This is a genomic window from Bacteroides sp. D20, from assembly GCF_003436255.1.
Classification (GTDB): Bacteria; Bacteroidota; Bacteroidia; order Bacteroidales; family Bacteroidaceae; genus Bacteroides; species Bacteroides uniformis.
In genome coordinates this window covers 1-18,260 of sequence record NZ_QSOO01000010.1, presented here as the reverse complement: position 1 = coordinate 18,260, position 18,260 = coordinate 1, and the positions used below count along the sequence as shown (strand labels likewise).

General features: G+C 45.8%; 17 protein-coding genes. 3 read left to right on the top strand and 14 right to left on the bottom strand.

The window, feature by feature from the left end; all coding sequences use genetic code 11:
* Positions 1–5: 5 nt before the first annotated feature.
* The 5 genes from DXD78_RS11660 to DXD78_RS11640 all read right to left on the bottom strand — a co-directional run bounded on the left by DXD78_RS11660 (position 6) and on the right by DXD78_RS11640 (position 5,117).
* Positions 6–791, bottom strand: a complete 786-nt coding sequence (locus tag DXD78_RS11660) for a glucose-6-phosphate isomerase family protein (protein ID WP_005823648.1) — start codon at positions 789–791, stop codon at positions 6–8.
* Positions 784–2,547, bottom strand: coding sequence for a class I mannose-6-phosphate isomerase (locus DXD78_RS11655; protein ID WP_016272607.1), 1,764 nt, complete (start codon positions 2,545–2,547; stop codon positions 784–786). Before DXD78_RS11655 ends, DXD78_RS11660 begins: the two co-directional genes overlap by 8 nt.
* On the bottom strand, positions 2,531–3,490 hold the full coding sequence (locus DXD78_RS11650; protein WP_005823650.1) for an ROK family protein: 960 nt from the start codon (positions 3,488–3,490) through the stop codon (positions 2,531–2,533). The genes DXD78_RS11655 and DXD78_RS11650 overlap by 17 nt, the downstream gene beginning before the upstream one ends.
* Positions 3,487–4,050, bottom strand: a complete 564-nt coding sequence (locus DXD78_RS11645) for a glucose-6-phosphate isomerase family protein (protein WP_009037083.1) — start codon at positions 4,048–4,050, stop codon at positions 3,487–3,489. The genes DXD78_RS11650 and DXD78_RS11645 overlap by 4 nt, the downstream gene beginning before the upstream one ends.
* Before the next feature lie 182 nt (positions 4,051–4,232).
* Positions 4,233–5,117 carry an AraC family transcriptional regulator gene (locus DXD78_RS11640; RefSeq protein ID WP_009037084.1) on the bottom strand — a complete coding sequence of 295 codons (885 nt, stop codon included), beginning with the start codon at positions 5,115–5,117 and terminating at the stop codon, positions 4,233–4,235.
* 187 nt (positions 5,118–5,304) lie between these two features.
* On the opposite strand from DXD78_RS11640, the gene DXD78_RS11635 reads away from it, so the two are divergent.
* A complete protein-coding gene (locus DXD78_RS11635) occupies positions 5,305–6,195 on the top strand; it encodes a YitT family protein (protein ID WP_005823655.1) in 891 nt (296 codons plus the stop codon).
* On the opposite strand, the gene DXD78_RS11630 is transcribed toward DXD78_RS11635, so the two are convergent.
* The 4 genes from DXD78_RS11630 to truA all read right to left on the bottom strand — a co-directional run bounded on the left by DXD78_RS11630 (position 6,182) and on the right by truA (position 9,041).
* A complete protein-coding gene (locus DXD78_RS11630) occupies positions 6,182–6,841 on the bottom strand; it encodes a DUF3256 family protein (RefSeq protein ID WP_005823657.1) in 660 nt (219 codons plus the stop codon). The two genes, DXD78_RS11635 and DXD78_RS11630, sit on opposite strands and share 14 nt — an antisense overlap.
* Complete coding sequence (locus DXD78_RS11625) at positions 6,838–7,308, bottom strand: GAF domain-containing protein (RefSeq protein WP_005823659.1); 471 nt, start codon at positions 7,306–7,308, stop codon at positions 6,838–6,840. The genes DXD78_RS11630 and DXD78_RS11625 overlap by 4 nt, the downstream gene beginning before the upstream one ends.
* Before the next feature lie 11 nt (positions 7,309–7,319).
* Complete coding sequence (locus DXD78_RS11620; protein WP_005823661.1) at positions 7,320–8,219, bottom strand: DMT family transporter; 900 nt, start codon at positions 8,217–8,219, stop codon at positions 7,320–7,322.
* 69 nt (positions 8,220–8,288) lie between these two features.
* On the bottom strand, positions 8,289–9,041 hold the full coding sequence (truA, locus tag DXD78_RS11615) for a tRNA pseudouridine(38-40) synthase TruA (protein ID WP_009037085.1): 753 nt from the start codon (positions 9,039–9,041) through the stop codon (positions 8,289–8,291).
* Positions 9,042–9,236: 195 nt separating this feature from the next.
* Here truA and DXD78_RS11610 point away from each other — a divergent pair, with 195 nt between their 5' ends.
* A complete protein-coding gene (locus tag DXD78_RS11610; protein WP_005823664.1) occupies positions 9,237–9,920 on the top strand; it encodes a DUF5715 family protein in 684 nt (227 codons plus the stop codon).
* A 17-nt stretch (positions 9,921–9,937) separates the two neighbouring features.
* Here DXD78_RS11610 and DXD78_RS11605 read toward each other — a convergent pair whose 3' ends face one another.
* Both DXD78_RS11605 and DXD78_RS11600 read right to left on the bottom strand, forming a co-directional pair.
* Complete coding sequence (locus DXD78_RS11605; protein ID WP_005823665.1) at positions 9,938–10,501, bottom strand: YdeI family protein; 564 nt, start codon at positions 10,499–10,501, stop codon at positions 9,938–9,940.
* A gap of 29 nt (positions 10,502–10,530) precedes the next feature.
* Positions 10,531–12,042, bottom strand: coding sequence for an NAD(P)H-hydrate dehydratase (locus DXD78_RS11600; RefSeq protein ID WP_005823666.1), 1,512 nt, complete (start codon positions 12,040–12,042; stop codon positions 10,531–10,533).
* Positions 12,043–12,431: 389 nt separating this feature from the next.
* Here DXD78_RS11600 and DXD78_RS11595 point away from each other — a divergent pair, with 389 nt between their 5' ends.
* Complete coding sequence (locus tag DXD78_RS11595) at positions 12,432–13,970, top strand: peptide MFS transporter (protein ID WP_005835421.1); 1,539 nt, start codon at positions 12,432–12,434, stop codon at positions 13,968–13,970.
* Positions 13,971–14,015: 45 nt separating this feature from the next.
* Here the strand turns inward: DXD78_RS11595 and DXD78_RS11590 are convergent, their stop codons facing one another.
* The 3 genes from DXD78_RS11590 to DXD78_RS11580 form a co-directional block, all read right to left on the bottom strand.
* Positions 14,016–14,537, bottom strand: a complete 522-nt coding sequence (locus tag DXD78_RS11590) for a hypothetical protein (RefSeq protein ID WP_009037086.1) — start codon at positions 14,535–14,537, stop codon at positions 14,016–14,018.
* A 126-nt stretch (positions 14,538–14,663) separates the two neighbouring features.
* On the bottom strand, positions 14,664–16,826 hold the full coding sequence (locus tag DXD78_RS11585; protein WP_009037087.1) for a glycoside hydrolase family 97 protein: 2,163 nt from the start codon (positions 16,824–16,826) through the stop codon (positions 14,664–14,666).
* A 31-nt stretch (positions 16,827–16,857) separates the two neighbouring features.
* Positions 16,858–18,051 (bottom strand): glycoside hydrolase family 27 protein, encoded by a 1,194-nt coding sequence (locus DXD78_RS11580; protein WP_005835417.1) that lies wholly within the window; start codon positions 18,049–18,051, stop codon positions 16,858–16,860.
* Positions 18,052–18,260: the final 209 nt, after the last annotated feature.

The window sequence follows — 18,260 nt, the reverse complement described above, 5'->3', positions numbered from 1 at the left end:
ATATTTTAGGGTTCAAAACTTATCCAAACTTCCTTTTTCACTGACGGATTCGGAACATATAAGAAAGTATCCGGAGCATCTTCAAAAATTTTATAAATGGATTTACCTTTCCCAATACCTAAATCATGATACTCTCTTGGAGCCTTTCTTACCAGTTCCGAAAAATGATAGTTTGTATTTCTGATCCACTTCAATCCATCACCCTCAAAAACAGGATACCATGCAATACCTTTATGACGACGAATCTCAGCATATTCAAAACCATATTCACGGTCACACCATGCACCAAACACAAGAGATTCATCTGCATTCGTACTAATGGTAGCATGTACCCAATATGGAGGGACCACCACCACATCGCCAGGCTGTGCATAAACAGCATAACACCTCCCCGGTTCATCTGTAGCCGACTCTTGCATGTAAATGACCGCCTCTCCATTCCATATCTCATAAACCTCTGGAGTGGACCATTGACTAAAAGGTGAGACCTTATGAATATGTCCCTGACTGCGAATGGGTTCCATTCCCAAACTTCCTTTGGCATAAGCCACTACTCCAAAAAGCAAATGCTGTTTTTGCAAAAGCGCTTTATGAACAGTCTTACCCACATCCATAGCTATAGAATAGACAATATCCGGTCCTTCACATTTCGGATCCAACAAACTAGACCGGATATCATCCAACCACCGGTTTTCTACTGTCGGGCCAAAAACGTCCTTACCATAAATAAAACCTAACGGATTTTCTGTTATCCCTATATCAATCCCCTTATCAAAATTATCTTTATGCATGATGTCTTACAAAAGCTTTAATTGTTCCACATTCCATTCCTTCAGACTCCCCATAAGGTTTTATTGTATATTCCTTTATGGCAGCAGGAATAATAAAAGTTTCCGCATAATGGACAACAAACGGAGAAAATTGTCCTATAGGACTTTCCACTATCACCGAACGTCCCTCAATCAGATTCAGAACATTAACACCCGACTCATTCTTATGCAAAACTTTGTCCGTGAACCAATGTCTTCTTGTTTCTATAAATTCCCATTCATGAAGTCCCGTCTTTTCTTCACGCCAAGAATCTCCTTCACCAATAACAGAGACCTTGTTTATCAGTTCTTCTTTCACCCAAGACTCCGTTCTATTCCATTGTATCACATTAGCCCCATGAGCTATATTAATCGGACGCGGTCTGCCATCCAGTCCCATCCGTCCCCAATCCCACAACTTAAATGTAAAGATGTATGGGGTTGCACTAATCTCAAGTACCATGCTATTCCTTCCCGAACAATGTACCGTACCAGCCGGAATTAAAAAATGATCATGCTTCTTTGCCGGATAAATACCTACATACTTCTCCACTTCAAATTCACCAGTCCTTTGCGATTTTTCCAATTCATCAAGCATCTCCTCCGGTTTAATATTATCCTTCAAACCCAAATATACAGTTGCCCCCTCCTTAGCATCCAAAATATAGTAGCTCTCATCCTGCGTATAATGCATCCCAAATTTCTGTTGTATATATTCAGTCAAAGGATGAACTTGTAAGCTTAGATTGCCGCCTTCTATCGTATCAAGAAAGTCAAACCGTATTGGAAACTCATCACCAAACCTGCCATACACAGCATCACCCAATAACTGTCGGGGATAAGCAAAAATCAAATCAATTGACGGTATTTCCACTTTCTCATCCCCAAAGGCCAACAACAGACTGTTTTCTTCAGGTACACAGTCAAAACACCAAGCATAATTAGGCATCGTCCGTTCTAAATCGCAAACATCTTTCATCCACTGTCCTCCCCAAGGCCCCGGATCAAAAAAGGGAACTACACGAAACGGACCATTTACCGCTTTCTCCAATCCCTCAAACATCGCTTTGCCTGTAATCATCTTAGGATGATTGCGCCGGTTCGTATCCAAAACATAATCCACCTTTGCCATCAGCATCTTTTTGTGCCTATCGCATATTCTCCAATCTACGAAAAAAGCTCTTTTATACTGCAAGGAGGTTCGTTCTTCTTTATTGTTGACACCTATATTTGATATTTCATTTTTACGGAATCTGGACTGTATCTCCCATCTTGCCATATCGGCATAAATCAACAAATCAGGATGTTCACAAAGATAGGCCGCACCAACCCCATAGACTATTACAATACCAGACTGCAAATCTTCTATCTGTTGCCGGATACCAGTAACTTTATCGAAATCAAAAAAACATTCCATTGTATACCGGGTCAGATAGCCGAATAATTCATCATCGGTAATATCAGGATAGAAAAAATCATTGATTTTCTCTTCCGGCAACATCGCACTATCCGTATGAACAAATAAAGCATTATTGAACCTACCGGCAAAAGCATTACGTATATCATTCTCAAACACTCCTTGATAGCACTCAATCGCAACCACTTTCAACGGCTTCTCCAGTACCTTCAAACGTTCACTGATACTATCGGTAATGGCAAACCAACCGGAAATACAGTCATCCGAATTATAGGACACCTGCACAAAAGGATATTTATCGTAATTAGCAGAATACTTCATCTTTTATCTTTTTTCTTAAACAATATTCCAAACCATACAAAGCTGCATAATCTCCCAAGCTAGAAACTACCACAGATACTTTTGCACTCGGAGTCCAGGCAAACTTTGACACCCGTTCCTCGATATAAGGCACTATCACTTTATGGCTATTCATGATTCCCCCTCCAAGTATCACCACTTCAGGATCATAAGCATGAATAAAATTTATAACAGCAGCTCCCCATATTTCAATGCATTCATTTCGTACCAATAACGCGTCTCTATTTCCTTGTTCCGCCAATTGGAAGATTTCTTTAAAATCATAATTCTGAGATGACATTTTAAACGAAGGAGACAGGCAAGCATGATCCTTTATAATTTTATGAAGGAAGAATGAAGAGGACAAAGCCTCCACACACCCCTTGTTTCCACAAGAGCATAACCTTCCTTTGTAATCTACTACAAAATGGCCACCCAACGAACCTGCTTGAAAGTGCTTTCCATACATTACCTCACCATTCATAATGACTCCCGATCCTATGCCCGTACCAATAGTCATCATAACAACGCTATCATATCCTCTGCCGCTCCCATATTGCCATTCTCCAATTGCTGCAAGCCGTGCGTCATTATCAATGTAAAAGGGGGCTCCCCAATGTTCATCCGCCCATCTATCCAAATCAAGCTCCACTCCATCATCATATTTTTCATTCGTAGATATAATAATGCTTTTTTTATTATTTACTAGCCCTGGAAAAGCTATACCCACTCCAAAGAGGCGCTTCACACCATTTGAATTTAGCAGGAAATCAATTGCATTTTCAATCTCCGGCAAACTTGCTGTCATATCCAAATCTTGACGAGAAGGCATTTTTACATAGTCTACCAGTTCTCCATTGCGTAAGAGACCGACTTTTGTAATGGTTCCTCCCAAATCTACAGCTATGATATACTTCATATTCATATTTCTATCAATTGGGGATTGCCATTCACACACTGTAAAGATGCAGAAAACCCGTTCTCCAAAATCACTTGATAATCATGTCCTGCGTCCGAAGGCCAACAAGCAGCGAATGACAGAACAGAATATCCTATATTTGCCACACGATGGGCCACCCCTCCAGGTATATAATGAAGACTACCCGGAAACATCCGCTCACTCCAAACCCTTCGGTTCTGATCCATCATAATCAATCTGCCTTCACCTTCCACTCCCCAATAGTACTCCCCACGATTCATATTGGCATGAAAATGTCCTTTGGTCATGAAATACTCATCACCAACCTTACCTGGATAAATTCTCGTGATTCCGAAATAGAGTCCCCCTGGCGTTCCTTCTTCAACCGGCAGATGACAAGTCACCTCATACAATAAAGTATCAGGAGACATCTGTTCATAAGCCTCACAATTATGAAAAACACCTCGTAAATCAGCCAAAGTCTTCAAACTCCTCTTCACATTTTCACCGATCAAAGAATCCTTTATAAAGAGCAAAGGCGACTCATTTGTTCTCTTATCATTCATCAGCATCATACTTTTAAAATCTTATATTGCAAAAGTACGCTGATATGGAACTCGCTCTTTCCTCTATATTTTCCGATAATTATGGTATTTTACCATTATTCGCAGCAAATGGATAAAACCTTGCAAAAAAAGTAGAAAACCAAGGCTCTAACCACCAAATATTCAATGATAAAATAGTAGAATCAAATGGCTTGTTTAGCCTTTACTCCAAACTGCTTTTGGAACTGCGACGGGGACATTCCTGTCACTTTTTTAAATTGGGATATAAAATTAGATAAGTTAGGGAATCCGACTTCCCCACTGATAGTAGAAATCTTCATTTTGTTTTCCAGTAATAGTTTTTTCGAATAACCGATACGCATTTCGTTCAGATATTCTACAAAGGTTTTCTTGGTCCTCTCCTTGAAATAACGGCAAAAAGCTGTCGGGGTCAATCCAACCAAAGTCGAAACTTCTTCCAACCTAATGGAAGTCGCAAAGTTCTTGACGAGAAACTTGTATACCTTATTAAATCTCTCAAAATCTTCTGAATTTACAGAATTCGTAAATCCCACTGAGGCCAGTAACTCATACTCAGTCGATGTGGCCATCAGCTCAAGAAGTGTTAAAAGATTCGTTACCTTCCGAACCCCTACATCATTCACCGAACTCCTTATAAACCGGGTTATCTCTAATTTCGATTTTCCGGTAAACTTCAGTCCACGCCGTGATCTCTCTATCAAATCACGAATATTATTCATTTCTGGTAATCTGATAAAATTCGGATCAAATATCTCACGTTTAAAGAACAGACAGATACACGTAGCACGCAAACCAGACTCCTTATCAAAATAAGCATCATCATTACGCCATTCATGAGGGAGATTAGGGCCAATCATACATACATCCCCCTCCTCATACTGTTCTATGCAATCCCCAACAAAACGGGTTCCTATACCTCTAGTTATATACATTATCTCTATGGCCGGATGATAATGCCAAGGTACAATGAAGTGCGGCAAGTCTTCTATATAATAATGTATATGACTGTCTATTGGGAATGGCAGATCTTGGTAAAGTGGTTTCATAGTCATCTAAGCCAATAATCACCGTTAATTATAAAAGCGAATATAGATAATTATTTTATCAAAGCAAGCTATTGTATGTTAAAACTCATAGTAACATCAAAATATAAATATCAATCTTATACTCAAACAAACAAATGATATCTTTTGTATCTTTGTCCCCGCATTTTCACAACCACATAAAATTATAATGAAAACAATAGTAAATGTTCCCTCCCGACAGAACACCATGCGCGAACTGCGGGATTATCTGATGATTGCCCTGGGTATGGTCTTATATGGTATCGGCTGGACAGTCTTCCTGCTTCCCAACGATATTACTACCGGTGGCGTACCGGGCATTGCATCCATCGTATATTTTGCCACTGGATTTCCCGTCCAATATACGTACTTCGCCATCAATTTTCTGCTTCTATTGCTTGCCCTACGTGTGTTGGGATGGAAGTTCAGCGTAAAGACAATCTTTGCCGTATTCACCCTGACCTTTTTCCTTTCCATTATCCAGAAACTGACCGAGGGTGTTGTCCTCCTGCACGACCAGCCTTTCATGGCTTGTGTCATCGGTGCCTCCTTCTGCGGTAGCGGCATCGGCATCGCCTTTTCCAACAACGGCAGTACTGGCGGCACGGACATCATTGCCGCCGTAATCAACAAGTACCGCGACATCACGCTGGGCAGAGTCATGTTGATATGTGACCTTATCATCATCTCGTCCAGTTACTTTGTTCTAAAAGATTGGGAAAAGGTGGTGTATGGCTACGTTACTCTATACATATGCAGCTTCGTGCTCGACCAAGTGGTGAACAGTGCCCGCCAGTCCGTACAATTCTTTATTATCAGCGATAAATATGAGGAGATAGCCAAGCACATCCAGGTATATCCTCACAGAGGTGCAACGGTCATCAACGCCTCGGGCTTCTATACGGGAAAAGAGATAAAAATGCTGTTCGTGCTGGCCAAGAAGCGGGAGTCCACCATCATTTTCCGGCTCATAAAAGACATAGACCCCAATGCCTTTGTATCACAAAGTGCAGTCATCGGAGTCTATGGAGAGGGATTCGACAGAATCAAAGTGAAGTAGAGGATTTCTCGAACTTCCCTTGATTCCAAGTATAAACAATAGGACGGCGGACAAACGGTTTCAGTTTCTCCGCCGCTTCTTTACCCATGTAATCGGTCGTGGTAAAAGTGAATGCCAACGTGGCATCCTTCGCAGAAAGGTCCGCTTTCATCAGCAGCATGTCGGCCTGGCGACGGGCATCCTGATACTCATAGACATCCACCGTATCCGCGGCCTCAGCGATAAAATCATCCAGAACGGGCAATGCCGGCAGGTAGGACGAAGCAACCAGCTCCTTCCAGTCTGTCGTATAGAACTTGACATGGCTGTCGCAAGCCGGAGCACAAACCGTAGCAACCACACAAATCACCTTCGTACTGTCGTTAATAGACAAGAGCTTCATCTGCCATGAACTCTGGGGCGTCATCTTCACATGTATATAGTCTGGAGAAAGTTCCGTCATTTCCGATTTACCACCAAAGCTGTTGGTCACCTCAGCTTTCATCTTACTTTCCAGAAAGTCTATAAAATCCGCACGGTTCACGGCGCTAAGCAACGGACATATAGAATCCGGCATATTCTTAAAACACGTCTTGGCTTCCTGGGCCTGCAAATACCCCCATCCGATGAAAGCCAAAATCAAAAAAGCACTCAGTTTTCTTATCATAACATTTTAATCATTTCTTCAAGGAAACGGGCATCTGTTTCATCAAAACCGCCCAAATCGTCACTGTCAATATCCAATACTCCCCACACTTCACCGTCCTCACGCTTCAGCGGAACCACGATCTCCGAACGCGACAGCGAGCTGCAGGCTATATGTCCGGGAAATGCATCCACATCGGGCACAACCAACGTCTCGGCTCTATCCCATGCCGTGCCGCAAACACCACGGCCTTTCCTGATGCGCGTACAAGCTATCGGTCCCTGGAAAGGTCCTAACACCAATTCTTCACCCTTCACCAAATAGAAGCCTACCCAAAAGAAATGGAAAGTCTCTTTCAGCGCCGCCGAAACATTCGCCAGATTGGCTATCAAGTCATCTTCACCTGCCAGCAGATTTTTCAGTTGAGGAAGCAAAGCGCGATATTTCTCTGTCTTGCTACCAGCATTTATATATAGGTCTTCTGCCATATATCTCTTGTTTATTTACTCCCCAAATATAGGAAGAACATTCCAATCAACACCAAAATGAGGTCGACAGCCTTGCTTTTTAAATTCTTTTCACGGAAGAAAAGCGCACCGAAAAGGAAGGAAACTACAACGCTGCCACGACGCACCATCGAAACGATGGAAATCATAGAGTCCTCATAGCTCAGGGCATAAAAATAGACAAAGTCTGCCGCACAAAGGAAAATGGAGATACAGATAATGGTCCAGTCCCAACGAAACGGGGTACTTTCTTTTCGCTTGGGGTACCACAACAGCAGGATGATGGGGCACATGATAAAGACTTGGTAGACATTATACCACGACTGCACCAGCATCGGATTGAGCTGCTTCATCAGATATTTGTCATACAGCCCACTGACAGCTCCAGCAACGGCAGCCAGCACGATGAAAAGAATCCATTTGTTATGCTTGAAGTCGATTCCCTCCTTCTTGCCCGAACGGCTCAGCATGAAGAAGGACACTATGGCAAGCATCACGCCAATCCATTGATAAAGGTTCAAGCGTTCGCCAAACACAAGCATGGCACCTACAAGCACCATCACGGGGCGCGTCGCATTAATCGGTCCCACGATGGTCAGCGGCAGATGCTTCATCCCGAAATAACCGAATATCCAGGAAGAGAGCACGATAAACGACTTGACAACAATAAACTTATGCACCTCCCACCCCACCACGGGAACATCAAACATCGTACCTCCCAACACCGACGGCGCAAAGGCAGATACCAGAATGAAAGGAAGAAATATCAGGCTCGAGAACAGCGTGTTCAGGAAAAGTACCGGCAGTACGGCATTGTCACGAAGCGACTTCTTCTTGAAGACATCGTAAAATCCCAATAAGGCAGCAGAGAGGAAAGCAAGCAATAACCACATAGAGTTAATTAAAAATTAAGAATTAAAAATTAAAAGGAGGGGGGTACGTTTTTGTAGTGCATCCCTCTTTTATTCTAAAAAAGTAGTTTCCGGATAGGCTACATCCACTAGAAACAATGCATTTCCGGGAACGGAGGTTCCTGCCTGACAACGGTCCTTCTGTTCGATGACGCGTCGGAAACCCTCAACAGAAAGTTTTCCGCGACCCACTTCGAGCAAAGTACCGACAATGGCGCGTACCATGTTCCGCAGGAACCGGTCGGCCTGGATGGTGAACACCCAGGTCACATCGTCTACCCGGGTCCAGGCGGCATGCATAATCTTGCAATTATTGGTTTTGACATCCGTATGAAGTTTGCTGAAGCTGGTAAAGTCCGTATAGTCAAACAAGGTTTGGGCAGCCTCATTCATCCGTTCAAAGTCCGGTGTTTGGAACAGACGGCAACGATATTGGCGGTTGAAAGGAGACTTGGCGGTAGTGACATAATACTTATACATCCGCGCCGTAGCATCAAAGCGGGCATGTGCATCGGGCTTCACGGCCCGCAAGCGGTATACGGAAATATCGGGAGGAAGCAGACGATTCAGCTTATCCGTCATAAAAACAGTGTCCAGAGGAGAATCACTGTCAAAGTGAGCTACCATCAGTGAGGCATGCACCCCGGCATCGGTACGCCCCGCTCCCACGACTTCCACCTCGCGACGCAGCAAGGTACTCAGCGCCTTCATCAAACACTCCTGCACACTCGCTCCATTCGGCTGGATTTGCCAGCCGTGATAAGCGGTGCCATCATAAGCCAGGTATATAAAATATCGTTGCACGGTCTTTTTTGTGTGCAAAGATAGTGCAAACCGAATACAGAACTTTCATGCTCGCATGAAAAAGTTATGTTGAGGTGCAGCCTATATTCGCTTTTTCAGCAAAGACAGTGCTAATTTAAGAAGGTTTGCATTATCTTTGCAAGGTTTTCACCACAGATTAACGCAGATTTTTCACAGACATAGTACATTTATAAGATGAGATATTCTTCCAGAATCCTACCTATACTGATAATTGTCGCAGCTGCCGCAACATTCACCTTTGCCGGCTGTAAGAAGAAGGACATGTCGCTCAAGTTGAACGAACCGCGCAACATTCGGGGTGTTGTCAGCTACAAGCGCTCGTTCGGAGACTTGAATGAGAAACATCTCAATGTAGCCCAAGCCATCGGCATACGTGTACTTTCATCCCGCGAGGAAGCAGAAAAGATGAGAGAGCAACTGCAACCTATCACGACAAACGAGCTCTATGCCGTGGATTCACTGACGCATTCCATCCCTTATCTCATTCCGGGCGCCGCCAGCCTGCTGGACACCATCGGACACAACTTCCTTGATTCACTGACCGCCAAGGGGCTGAATCCAAACAAGATAATTGTGACTTCCGTACTCCGCACCCAAGACGACGTAAAACGCCTGCGCCGCCGTAACGGCAATGCTTCTCCAAACTCGGCACATTTTTACGGAACGACATTCGATGTCAGTTGGAAGCGCTTTCAGAAAATAGAAGACGAGGATGGACGTCCTTTGCAGGATGTCAGCGCAGATACCTTAAAACTGGTTCTTTCGGAAGTGCTCCGTGACCTGCGGAAAGCCGATAAATGCTACATCAAGTACGAGTTGAAGCAAGGATGCTTCCACATTACGACAAGAGAGAAATAAGCGGAAAAGAATTAGCGTTAATAGTATTTTTCAATCCCGCCAAACCCTATTATTATTTTGTTCTCTTTCGTTTTACAGATAAAGTTATTTAATCGCCTTTCAAATTCTTCCGGTCGTTTCCTCGCCGCTTCAATGTATGCGATTCGGATACGTTTATAGGGGTCAGAGAAACTCTGATAATTCTTCCATATTCTTTCATCCTCTTTCAATCTGTCGATTATATCATTTGGAAAAACAAAAGGAACCGACAAGACAGTTCGTATTTTATCCTCAAATTCAAGATGTATCATTTTATGCTCCAGCAACCATTTCAACCTTTCTTTGTTGGCTTGCGAATAGGTACTTTTAGGATTCCTGGGCGTGAAACGCTGAATTTTATGTTCTTTGTCAAGTGACTTTATCGTGCTGTCAATCCACCCGAAACAAAGGGCCTCTTCAACAGCGTCATTATATACAATACTTTTCTCGCTTGAAGATTTAGTAGGAAACACAAACCAGACTCCATCGGCAGTATCAAAATTGTCAGCCAGCCACTTCCGCCAATCTTTTCTGTTTTCAAAATATCTTATTTCTGTTGACATGACAAGCCATCCAAATTACACTTCTCTCCTTATTCTTCCAGCATCTTCCACGCTAGCGGCAGGCAGGCAACTATATCCCCCACCGTCATCCCCACTGCCCCCTGCTTCTTGCAGGCAACATCTCCCGCCAGTCCGTGCACATACGTGGCCAGGCAGGCAGCCTTCTCCGGCTCATAGCCTTGGGCAAGCAAGGCAAGCACCACTCCCGTCAGCACATCACCGCTGCCTCCCGTTGCCATACCCGGATTGCCGGTAGGGTTGAAAAAACATTTCCCGGCAGGAGTGACAATGGCAGAATAAGCGCCTTTCAAGATGATATGCACTCCGGCGCTCTTCGCCAGCTCGCGAGCCTTCATCAGGCGTTCGTACGAATTCTGGCATTTGCCTACAAGACGCTCCAGTTCCTTGGGGTGCGGAGTCAGAATACTCCCTTTGGGCAGACGCCCTATATAGTTACGCTTCTCGCCCAGCAAGTTCAGGGCATCAGCATCCACCACCATCGGAGTCTGGCATATCTCTATCTGCTCCAGCAGAGCCGCCTCGGTCTCTGCCGCCTTTCCCAGTCCCGGACCTATCGCCACGGCCTGGTAATCGTCCGTATCAGTAGCGGCGGCAAAGCAGGTGTCGCTGATGTCCAGCTCCGTCATGGCTTCGGGCACGGAAGTCTGCACAATGAAGTTGTTGCAGAACGGCACATGCACCGTCAGCAGCCCCACCCCCGAACGCAGACAAGCACGCGCAGCCAGCACCGAAGCTCCCGCCATTCCCTGCGAACCGGCTATCAGCAGTGCACGGCCGAAGTTCCCCTTATGGGCAAACCGGCTGCGCGGCTTCAGCAGGGCAGACACATCTTCATGCTCCAGCAGGCAGAAGTCCGTTTCCATGTCATGGATGACATCCTCGCTGAGTCCGATGTCCAGTAACTGCCATTCGCCCACATACGGCTCGTTCTCGGCAAAGAGAAATGCCAGTTTCGGCAATTGCAGGCTCAGCGTCAGATGGGCACGGACGATATTCGTATGTACGTTGTAGGTATTGTCCTCACCCATCAGTCCCGATGGGATATCGATGGACACCACCGTGGCGGGCGAAGCGTTGATGTACTTCACTACGGCTGCAAAACCGCCGCTCAGAGCCTTGTTCAAACCGCTGCCGAAGAGACCGTCTATCACCACATGGTCTGCCGTCAGCACGGGAGGTACAAACTGGGTGGTCACTTCGTGGAAGTCCACACCCGGCACGTCGGCCAGCCGCTCCTTGTTCGTCTCGCAGTCCGGCGAAAGCGTCCCTTTCGTATTGAAGAGATACACCTCGAGCCGGTAGCCCTTCCCGGCCAGCAGTCGCGCCAGGGCAAGCGCATCGCCACCGTTGTTCCCCGGTCCGGCAAAAACGGTGAGCGGCGTGTCCGGCTCCCAACGCTCGGCAATGGCACGGGCCAATGCGCGTGAGGCACGTTCCATCAAGTCGATGGAGGCAATCGGTTCATTCTCTATGGTATCTGCATCCAGTTGCTTGATGCTTGTAGTAGGAAATATCTTCATAATAGGATTATCTTAAAATCGTAGAGCAAAGATAGGGCTTTGATTTCAACTGTACAAAGAGAAGACGTTTTTTATCAAGTTGCTTTGCCCCCCGGGAAAAAATATCTGCTCCGTAAGGAAAAGTTGTCTTCAATGCAAAGGATTCTTAGAACAAAGCCTTTATTCTTAGAAACAAAAGCTCTATTTCTATAAACAAAAGCTTTATTTACAGAAACAGAAATTCTGTTTTAAGTTTGCGTAGGCTTACGGATAAGTTTGCACAAGCTTGTCGGCAAGTTCCCGCAGGCTTGTCGGCAAGTTTCTAATTATACCCATTAACTTACGCAAAATAATGACTAATTTTGTACCCTCGACATCTAATAAAAGCCAAAACAATAAAAGCATATTCAATGAGTACATCCCGACACCCGAAAGGTCTTTACCTTATCTTCGCCACCAGCACGGCAGAGCGTTTCAGCTACTACGGCATGCGTGCCATCTTCATTCTGTTCCTCACCCAGGCACTCCTTTTCGACAAGGAGCACGCCGCCTCCATCTACGGCAGCTACACCGGACTGGTGTACCTGACACCCTTAATCGGCGGCTACATCGCCGACAAATACTGGGGCATCCGCCGTTCCGTCTTCTGGGGGGCCATGATGATGGCAGTCGGCCAGTTCCTGATGTTTGCCAGCGCCTCGATGCTGGAGGCGCGTGAGCTTTCGCATTGGCTGATGTACGGCGGACTGACTTTCCTTATATTGGGCAACGGCTGCTTCAAGCCCACCGTCTCCTCCCTGGTGGGGCAGCTCTACGAGCCGGGCGACAAACGGCTGGATTCCGCCTACACCATCTTCTATATGGGTGTCAACGTGGGTTCCTTCCTCGCCCCGCTGGTCTGCGGCTATTTTGGCGAGACGGGCAACCCTCACGACTTCCGATGGGGCTTCCTCATTGCCGCCATCGTCACCGTGCTGACGGTCGTCCTCTTCGAAACCCAGAAAAACAAGTACCTCATCGGCCCCGATGGCAAGCCCCTCGGCATTATCCCCGACGCCCGCAAGGAGCGGCCCCAGGCAGACAACACCGCCCGGAAGAGTGCCCACGCCAACGGACGGCCCATGCGCAACTACCTGCTGCTCGCCCTGCTTGCCATCGCGCTTGCCGGTTTCTTCTACTGGTGTTTCGGGAGCGATTGGATAAGCATCGGCATCTTCACCGCCTGCATCGTGTTTCCCGTCAGCATCCTGCTGGAAGGCTCACTCACCAAGACGGAGCGCGACCGCATCTTCGTCATCTACATCATCGCCTTCTTCGTCATTTTCTTCTGGGCGGCCTACGAGCAGGCAGGCGCCTCGCTCACGCTTTTCGCCTCCGAGCAGACCGACCGCGTCATCCTGGGGTGGGAAATGCCCGCCTCCTGGATTCAGTCCTTCAACCCCTTCTTTGTGGTGATACTTGCCGCCATCATGCCGGGCGTATGGGGCGCCCTGGGCAAACGGGGCATGGAGCCCGCCTCGCCCACCAAGCAAGCCATCGGCCTGCTACTGCTTTCACTGGGCTATCTCGTCATCTGCTTTGGGGTGAAAGATGTTCAGCCGGGCATCAAGGTGAGTCTCATTTGGCTGACGGGGCTCTACTTCATCCATACCATGGGCGAAATCTGCCTCTCGCCCATCGGACTCTCCATGGTGAACAAGCTCACGCCCATCCGCTTCGCCTCGCTGATGATGGGGATATGGTACCTCTCCACCGCCACTGCCAATAAGTTTGCAGGCACGCTGAGCGGGCTCTACCCCGAAGCCGGAAAGGTAAAGACGCTGCTGGGTTATCGCATCGAGACAATGTACGATTTCTTCATGGTGTTCGTCGTCATGTCTGCCACGGCATCGCTTATCCTCTTCCTGCTTTCAAAGAAATTACAGAAGATGATGCATGGAGTGGAATAAAAATCGCATGTTTAAAGTAGAACCCAACGAAGTACAACTCTTTTTTCACATTAAAAACAACATTACATGGCCACACACCGCCAATAACCCCATAAGAGGAACAACAGCAATTCCACAAAAAATTCTGTTTATATCCAGAACAGACACTGTTTTGCCACGACGCAATTCTATGAACAATGCAAAGTCCATCATAAGTGGTACCACATTGACCGGATATGAAAACATGGCGAATATCAGCCAAGCAGCCAATGCGGCTTTCAATGTCCTTTCATCAGAAAAGACAAACGGTGACACCACCAGCAGGAACAATACAAGCCCGCACATTCCGGTTTCCACTGCAATATGCAACAGTTCATTATAGGGATAAGTCACGTTGTCAGCTACATCCAGAAAAGCGAATTGAGGATGATTTCTGAAATAATCCGCCTGATAGAACATGTATTCCTTTTCAAAAGAGAAAGCATACAATAAAACAGCAACAACCAGTCCCACAACAAGATACCCGCCCAGCGGTCCCGGATTATTGAAAGTGCCCGTCACATCAAACAGAGGATGGCAACTCGACAAAAAGCGTTCCTTTATGATTCACCTTTCGCGCCAAAATAGCAAGAGGACTAACAGTATCTTCTGTTTCAGTGTTTTCAGAGGCATTCTTGTTTTAGCAATGATAAAAAATGGTATCTAACAATCAACTTATTTCCATTTCTTCACTCCTTCCATATTTTCCGGTGTAGCTTCTATCAGGCTCAAGGCAAATCCACCGCTACGTGCCAGCTTCACATTCATCTTGTTCTTGCTCGTCACGATGCCCTTCTTAATCTGATAAGCGGTAGCATTTTTTTCAAAATCAGCATCTTTGGCATCGGCATAAAGCGTGGCTATGTACTGCTTGCCCGGCTCCAGGAAGTCGAGAACAAAAGCTGAAGTGCGTGCATGCTCATCGGTGATGCCTCCCACAAACCAATTCTCCGTACCCTTGGCTTTACGGGCCACGGTAATATAGTCTCCCGGCTCCGCTTCAAGGTACTTACTGTCGTCCCAGTCTACTGCTACGTCCTTGATGAACTGGAAAGCATCCAAATGGGGTTCATAATTCTCCGGCAAATCGGCAGCCATCTGCAGTGGGCTGTAGAGGGTGACGTATAATGCCAGTTGCTTTGCCAGCGTGGAATGAATCTGCCCGTGATTGTCATGATTCATAAAATTCAGATAAATGTCAAAGATGCCCGGGGTATAATCCATCGGACCACCTATCAAGCGAGTGAAGGGGAGCACAGTAGTGTGGGAAGGCTTGTTGCCGTCATAAGGCTCGAATTCCGTGCCACGGGCTGATTCATTGCCAATCAAGTTGGGATAGGTGCGGCACAAACCTGTAGGACGTACTGCCTCGTGCGCATTCACACAAATCTTATATTCGGCAGCTTTTTGTATGGCATAGAGGTAATGATTGTTCATCCATTGTCCATAGTGATGTTCTCCGCGAGGAATTATATCGCCCACATAACCACTCTTTACAGAGTTATAGCCATTATCCGCCATAAACTGATAGGCTTTGTCCAGATGACGTTCATAATTGCGTACCGAAGCAGAAGACTCATGATGCATCATCAGCCTGACCCCTTTACTGTGTGCATAGGCATTCAGCATCTTTACGTCAAAGTCGGGATAGGCAGTCACAAAGTCGAACACAAAATCGCGCGAACTTCCACCCCAGCTTTCCCATCCTTCATTCCAGCCTTCTACCAATACTTGGTCGAAACCATGTTCGGCGGCAAAATCTATATAGCGTTTCACTCTTTCATTAGTGGCTCCATGCCGACCGTTCGGCTTGATTTTCGTATAGTCGTTTTCTCCAAAACGCATGGCAATCAGTTCATCTGTATAACTCCACGACTTCTGACCGGTAATCATCTCCCACCATACGCCTACATACTTCACCGGTTTAATCCACGAAACATCTTCATAGGCACAAGGTTCGTTCAGGTTCAAGGTAAGTTTGGAGGCAAGCATATCACGGGCGTCATCGCTCACCATGATGGTACGCCACGGAGTCTTCCCGGGAGCTTGCATATATGCCTTGTTTCCCAAAACATCCGGGGTCAACCACGATTCAAAAACCAAGTTCTTTTCATCCAGATTGAGATGCATACAAGAATAGTCCACCAAAGCCGCTTCATGCAAGTTGATGTATAGACCATCGTCCGTCCTCATCTGCAAGGAGGTTTGCACACCCGTGGGCGAGAAAACGAACTGGGAAGCATTCACCGTCACCGCCTTATCCATTAAACCGCGAATTTCGGACAAACGGGACTCTGTATAGTCATACTCCTGCGTGTCATAGTCACCGGGAATCCAGAAAGCGGTATGGTCTCCGGTCATGGCAAACTGGGTATACTCCTCTTTTACCGTAAAATAGTGCAGAGTTCTTTGTAAAGGAAACTCATAACGGAATCCCAAACCGTCATCGTAAAGACGGAAACGGATAACGATATGGCGGTTCTGCTCCTTCTGGTCCAACGTCACAGCCAGCTCATTGTAATGATTCCGTATCTGCGACACTTCTCCCCACACAGGTTTCCATGTTTCATCGAAAGTTGAAGCCCCGGCTTCCACAAGTGTAAAACCATTCATCAAGCCCGGGTCACCCACCAATTCCAAGCCCAGTTTCGATGGATTAACCACGGCTTTCTCTTTGTAAAACAACTGATAGACCGGCTCTCCCAAAGCATTTACGGTAAACTCAAGACGGAGATTTCCATCAGGCGAAGTGATACCTTCGGCCATCGCCACCTTTCCTACTACCACGAAAAGCAGAAAGCAAATCCACTTCACAGATGCATAATGCATGTTCTTCATATTTTTTTATTAATGGTTTCTAAATCTATCATTACTGTTTAGGAGTCAACTTCAGCAACACGACACCGTGTGCAGGAATATCAAACTGCATCTTATCCTTGGTACTTCCGATGTCCTTATGTTTCCATAAGTCGCGTACTTTGTATTCTTTCTCCCAGAAGCGGACATCTGCAAAAGAAAGGTTTTCTTTCTGCAAAACGGTTTCCACATTCCAGGGTTGTTCATCGCGGTTAAAGAAACATACTGCGGCTTCACCATTGGACAACTGCTTCACCCAAATTTCATGCTCACCCACTTTCATGTATCGTCCACCTTGTTTGCCAAGCTTGTCCTGATTTACTGCAATCACTTCTTTATTTGTCAAAATTCCAAGTGTCTCCTTGTCCATTTTACGAATATCATTACCCGCGAGCAAAGGGGCAGCAAGCATACACCACATCGTGAAATGAGAGCGATTCTCTTCCATCGTCAGCACACCATTACCCACCTGAAGCATGTCCGGGTCGTTCCAATGTCCCGGTCCGGCGTATTTGTGCAAGTCGGCATTCTTGTCAATGATTTCTACGACACCGCATCCTCCCCAATAATTAATACCTTTAAAAGCATTGATAATGTCACCGGTAGTCCTCCAAAGATGTCCGATGCCTTTTGCCCATGTCCAAGGCTGGCTGTTTCCCCACTCGCAAATAGAGAATACGATAGGACGCCCGGAAGCCTTCAGGGCATCACTCATTGTTTTGTAGGCAGCTTGAGGATTCTGGCCTTCATCAAAACACCAGTCATACTTCAAATAATCCACTCCCCATTCCGCATAAGTGCGTGCATCCTGAAACTGATAGCCACGGCTTCCCGGTCGTCCGGCACAAGTCAGCGTTCCCGCACATGAATAAATACCGAATTTAAGTCCTTTGGAGTGTATGTAATCTGCCAAAGCCTTGATGCCGGAAGGAAAATTCTTTTCATCAACCAGAATGTTTCCTTCATTATCCCGGCCTACCTGCCAACAATCATCTATATTGAGATACTCATATCCTGCATCCTTCATGCCGGTAGACACCATCAAGTCTGCAATCTCACGAATCTGTTTTTCATTAATGTTACAACTGAAGCAATTCCAACTATTCCACCCCATAGGAGGAGTCAAAGCCAAAGAATCGGTACTGTTTGCACGGGCAGAAATGACAGTGCAAACTACAAATAATAAACATAAAAATCTGTTTTTCATAATACAATTGTTTTTCAAGGAATAATTAAATATTTCAAGTTTCGCAAGTTACCTTTGCGCTTTCAAAACAATCTCAACGCTCTTCCTCCGAGAGAGAGCATTAAGATACAACAGTTCATCAACAATCTGAAAAATTTGAGAAACTTCAGTTATTATAAAACTTGAGTTCAACTTATAAATGCAACTTTTTGGGTGCGGATAATAAGCAA